We start from the raw sequence: 231 nt of genomic DNA, 5'->3' as shown, positions 1-231 counted from the left end.
CAGGCCCCGCAGTTCTCACAGGCGGTCTCATCGAACTCGACGGAGTCGATGGTCGGCCGGTCGACCGCGCCGTGGGGGCAGGCGTCCACGCAGGCCTTACACCCCTCCTGGCTGGACGCGCCGGCGGCACAGACGTCCATGTCGAGGTCGAGGAACTGCGGTTTCTCGATGCCCCCGAGCTGGGATTCGACCGCGGCGATGGTGCCGGCGTCGACCGGCCCGGTGTAAAAG

The 231-nt window shown here is 69.3% G+C and carries 1 protein-coding gene; it reads right to left on the bottom strand.

All coding sequences use genetic code 11. The annotated features are described in order from the left end of the window. Positions 1-231, bottom strand: a 231-nt coding sequence (locus ACP7H9_RS14340; RefSeq protein ID WP_439222953.1) for a 4Fe-4S binding protein, incomplete at both ends; no start/stop codon positions are given.

This window comes from Idiomarina sp. ST20R2A10 (assembly GCF_051842345.1).
GTDB classification, from domain to species: Bacteria; Pseudomonadota; Gammaproteobacteria; order Enterobacterales; family Alteromonadaceae; genus Idiomarina; species Idiomarina loihiensis.
This window is presented reverse-complemented; position numbering and strand designations above follow the sequence as displayed.